The following is a 4,716-nucleotide window of genomic DNA, read 5'->3' as shown; positions in this document are numbered from 1 at the left end:
GTATCCACTTCCAGAGATACGGCTACCGCACAGCGCAGCTTGTGGTAAGCAAATGTAATCATTCCATCCTTTGTGGCGCTGTGTTTCTGCTTGTCGCTGCCCTTGCTCTCCGCTACCCATGTAGCAGTAGGCTTAACAGTAGATACCGGGATACTTACGCCGCCCTTGTATGCCGTCCTCGTTACGAGAGCTAAAATCATTCCTGTGCTCTCCATTTTCTGTACGATCTGGTTCAGTACAGTTGTGGGAATTACTGCCCCTACGTCCGTTGTAGTGCTTACTGCATCTGCGCGGTACTCTGCCGGAATTGCCGTTCCTCTGCACACATGCTGCATAAATGCTTTTCTGTAAGCCATGGAACTATACTTGTCCTCTTTCTCCGGCTCTTCTCCTGCGCCGCCTGCTGCCCCTGCAAAATTCCGTAATACTGTGGGCGCTGTTCCAGCTCCGCCCTCTGCTCCGTTTACAGGCTCTCCGCCTGCAATTCTCGCAAGCAGCTTTGTTCTTTTCTCCTGTGCGTCCACAAGCCTTGTTCTTTCCTCCTGCAAATTGTCTACCTCTGTTTCCAGCGCGGTAATCTGTTCATCCGTCAGCGTTTCCGCGTTCTCTGTCAGCTCTTTTCTGATCTCTGCCAGTCTTGTCTCAATTTCTTTTAATCTCATTTTTGTCTGTTCTCCTTTTTATAAATTTGCTTTGATCTTTAGTATTGCTGCCCGTCTCTTAAGCATCTCCTGCCGCTCTGCCTCATACCTCCTATGGGCAAAATTGCGGGCGGCTATTTCAGTATCGCCGTTTGCTGGTATGCTTACAGCGGATACGTCATAAACCTTTTTTATCTTTAGTATCGTTCTTGTCCGTGTTGCCCTGTCGTAGCTTTCCTCTTGCACGGTAAACGCCCATGACATTTTAGTAATCATGCGGGCTTTAATATCCTCATACAGTCCTTTTGCAAGCTCTGTTTTTCCTAAATCTGCCGCAATCAGCAGCCCTTTATGATCTGGTACTAATATCAGTGTTTTATTTGACTGCCGGGCAAATACGCGCCCCTCATGATCGTACTGCATGATAACATCACTCATATCAGCGCCATCCAGCGCGCGGCTGTCTATTTTCTCATAGTATTTAGTTCCTCCGATCTCGTAGAGCAGATATGGCTTATCAAAAGTTGTTGCGTATCCCTCCACGTAATACTCTGTATCTATTCTCTTAGTTGCTGCATCCGCAGATAGCGGCGCTGCAAGCGCCCTGTATTCCCGTTCTTTCTTTATTGGCATATTATTTACCCTCTTCCTCTCCCGGCTCGTTATTTGCGGGTTCTGGTGGCTCTGTGCCTGCCTGCTGCCCGTCTCCTTTCTCCTGCGGGTTCTGATTTATCGGTTCTGTCTGTTTCCCTGTTTTTTCTAACTCGCTTACCTCTATGTAATCCCTGCGGATATAGTATTTTTCTCCGCCCTCAACGTGCGGCATATTCCATATATCCATTACCCCGTTACGGTTCAATAGTGCCCGGTCAAATAGCTGTGTACTTACTTGCAGCTTTGTACTATTTGAGGCGTACTGTAAACGGTTTGCGCTGAATGTAATTGCATTTCCGCAGGCAATTTCCCGCTGGGTAAACGTCATATTCGTCATAACAAGAGAAAGCTGGATTGCAAAAGGCTCTATCTTTCCCTCGTAATATGCGTTCCATGTATCCTCATTAAATTTGTTTTGTAAGATATCTAAATTTGTTCCGAAATGCGTACACACATTGTCCTGTATCTGCTGTGTCTGTAATGCGTTCGGCACAAACGGCTTGCTTTCCACAGGTTTCAGATCAGTAAACTTGTTATCATAAATAATCATTCCGCTGTCATTGTCGGAACTTAAGTTTTCTTCTGTGAACCTCTGCCGCTCTTTTTTAATATCCTCCGGCTTAATCATGTTCGCAATTTTTGCCAGAAAGCGGATATTTGCAGAATTTTTTACCGCGTTTATGATGCCCTCATTCTGCGTATGAATAAGCTGCATTGTCGGCTTTAAAGTTCGGTTGTCCTCTCCGAAAAGATCGTCTGTGTATTCAAAGTCCGTCATTATCCCGACCTTTTCAAACTCTATTGCTGCGTGTTCGCCGTTCGCAAACAGATACCGCAGATATACTTGTCCTGCTGCCTCTACAACTTCGCAACGCTCCGCCCGCAGGGGATACCACCCGCACAGCCCACCATATTCGTCCTCTATCGGTACAATAAAAGCGGTGTGCTCCGTGGCTACATAGGTTGCCACTCTCTTTATAAATTTTGTTGTATCCATGAAATAGTTCGGCTTGTGCTGTAAAACTTTTTCAAGATTTTTGTGCGCGCTGCCTGTGATCTCCGGCGTTAATTTGCTGCAATGCGTTGCGAAACTGTTTATAGCTGTCCGTGTTAAATCCATCTCATACACGCCGCCGTTATAGCTGGTAAACGTAGGACTGTACCCGTTCAGCATCTTAAAATAGCTGTCGATCACTCTTAGTTGTTTCCCGTGAAAAAGATAATCTAAGAATTTAATGCCGTTCACTCTCCTTTCTAATCGGCGTTCTTTAGCATCTCTCCTACTTCTGCATAGTATTTCTGCCGTACTGTCATAGCATCTATGACAGATACGAAACCATCTATATGCGCCCGCTGCTCTATCTTTATCGGTCTAAATTTCCTTGTTTCCATATTCTGCTTTAATGCCACATTCAAGAAATGTGATTTCAGCAGATTGTTATTTACAATCTTAAAATTGCCGTCTTTTATGATGCCCTCAAACTCTCTGATAACTGGCGTGAGGTTTTCGCCTTGGTGTACATCATCCGTGTGGAAACCGTAGTTTTTCAGATCGTCAATAAGGTACTGTGCGCTGTATCTGTCGTAACCGATTTTCAAAACTCTTATTCCGTATTCATTTATCAGCCATACATACCAGTTAAACACGTCTTTATAGCCAACGTAGTTTTCCCCGGATACTGTAATCAGTCCTCTTTTTACAAACAGATCATATGGCACGCCGTCCGTAGCCTGTAAGTATTCCACTTTGTTCTTTGGCATGAAAAATTGTGTAAAGGCATACAGTATGCCGCCTTTTTCGATTACCACGCTTGCCGCCGTTAAGTCTGTTGTCTGGCTCAAATCAATGCCGCCCACTGCGTAGCACTCTCTAAAGTCCTCCAGTGTTAAGTCCGCCGCAGCGTTTTCCACCGTCTGATATTCGAGCCATGCAACGCTGCTGTTCTGTTTGATATTGCAGTATTTTGTTAAAAACTCTGCTTTCTTGCTTAAGCTGCCCTCTGCTATTGCGATCTCGTCTATAAAGAAACTTTCTTTGACAGATACGCCCATGTTCGGGTTTGCTTTCTTTAGTTCCTCTATGTCGTTCCATTTTTCGATATCGTCAATGATATACAGGAATGGTAAAAGCCTCCGCTCTTTGCTGTTTCCTTTCAAAAAGCTGGTGCTTCTCTTCATCAGCTCGTCATAGATGCTATCGTTAATGTATCCGGCTGTTGAAATGCTCAAAATCATAGGCTGCCTACGTGCGCCTAATGCGGATTTCATAACCTCGTACTGCTTTAATCCGCCGTCTCCTGCCCATGCCGCCATCTCGTCACAAACTACAAGCTGCGGGTTAAATCCGTCTGACTTTTTCGCATTAAATGCAATCGGTTTTATTATGGTGTTGCTTTCCTCAATGTAGATATCTGAACGCCGTTTCTTTGCAAGCTCCGCCAGCTCTTCATCTGCTTTTACCATCTGATAAAATCCGTCATACACCTTTGCAGCCTGCTCCAGTTTTGGTGCAAGGCAGTATATTTCCTGCCCGTACTCTGGCTCTAGGTATGCCATGTATGCAATAATCGCGGATGCGAATAAACTTTTTCCGTTTTTTCGCCCGATCACTATAAAAATTTCACGAAAAATACGTGTTTTTTCTTCGTCTACAATGCCAAAAATGGTGGATACAATAGCTTTTTGCCACAATTCCAGCTTTAAAAGATCGCTGCGCCCTTGGCTATGGTGGCAAAAATTTTCTATGAATTTTATAGCTCTGTTTGCCTCTTTTGCACTGAAATAATAGTCCTGCTTTTCCAGACTATCTATGATAATTTTGAATATTGCTTTTATCCACTTTCCTACCGTGATCTTGCCGCTACAAATCTTCTGGTAATACTCGTAGATATAATTTTTATACGGCACTTCCGGCTACTCTTCCCTCAATGCCGCAAGCCTGCTTTTCTTTCTCTCGGCTGGCGGTACAAGTTCTGTTAATTGCTTGATAATTGCCGCGTAGTTCTTGGATAATGCTATATAGGTTTCAGCCTCCGGGCTTTTCTTTGTGCCGTACTGGTTCGCGCCGTTCTTGTATTCGCTTGTCCATCCCTCGTTTTCTATGACTTCCTGCAATTCGTCAAGCTCAACGCTCATGAAAGCGGCTTTTTCAATCAGCGGCGTAACTAAACTCTTTTTATTTTCGTCTAAGTTCTTAAAAATCCGCTTAAGTCTGTTCTTTTCAGTCTTTATTTTCTGTTCTTTTGTTTTTTCTTTCTTTTCCGCCATTTCTTTTACCCCTTGTAGTACACCACACCCCCTCTACACCACGCATGCGCGACCTTGCAGAGTAAAATTATAGTCACCCCTCGGTCTATTCATGGCTTAAATTTTTTCGTGGATAGGGGGGAGTTATGTTCCCGTCCTCTGTAAATCTATATCG

At 44.3% G+C, this 4,716-nt stretch carries 5 protein-coding genes; all 5 read right to left on the bottom strand.

The window, feature by feature from the left end; translation table 11 throughout:
* A partial coding sequence (locus tag QZL64_RS03785; RefSeq protein WP_296309269.1) for a phage major capsid protein occupies window positions 1-662 on the bottom strand: 662 nt, incomplete at its 3' end.
* Window positions 663-680: 18 nt separating this feature from the next.
* Window positions 681-1,274, bottom strand: coding sequence for an HK97 family phage prohead protease (locus QZL64_RS03780; RefSeq protein ID WP_021840674.1), 594 nt, complete (start codon window positions 1,272-1,274; stop codon window positions 681-683).
* A 1-nt stretch (window position 1,275) separates the two neighbouring features.
* Window positions 1,276-2,541, bottom strand: a complete 1,266-nt coding sequence (locus tag QZL64_RS03775) for a phage portal protein (RefSeq protein WP_296309267.1) — start codon at window positions 2,539-2,541, stop codon at window positions 1,276-1,278.
* 8 nt (window positions 2,542-2,549) lie between these two features.
* The gene (locus QZL64_RS03770; RefSeq protein WP_021840672.1) at window positions 2,550-4,202 is read right to left on the bottom strand and encodes a terminase large subunit; all 1,653 of its coding nucleotides are present in this window, start codon (window positions 4,200-4,202) and stop codon (window positions 2,550-2,552) included.
* A 6-nt stretch (window positions 4,203-4,208) separates the two neighbouring features.
* Entirely contained in the window at window positions 4,209-4,562 is a 354-nt protein-coding gene (locus QZL64_RS03765) for a hypothetical protein (protein ID WP_021840671.1), read from the bottom strand.
* Between the last annotated feature and the right edge of the window lie 154 nt (window positions 4,563-4,716).

It is taken from the genome of Veillonella sp. CAG:933 (assembly GCF_000431435.1).
In the GTDB taxonomy this organism is placed as follows: Bacteria; Bacillota; Negativicutes; order Veillonellales; family Veillonellaceae; genus Veillonella_A.
This window is presented reverse-complemented; position numbering and strand designations above follow the sequence as displayed.

Excerpts from the sequence above, each read along its gene's own strand:
- QZL64_RS03780 (WP_021840674.1), bottom strand. The coding sequence starts at position 1,274 with ATGCCAATAAAGAAAGAACGGGAATACAGGGCGCTTGCAGCGCCGCTA.
- QZL64_RS03765 (WP_021840671.1), bottom strand. The coding sequence starts at position 4,562 with ATGGCGGAAAAGAAAGAAAAAACAAAAGAACAGAAAATAAAGACTGAA.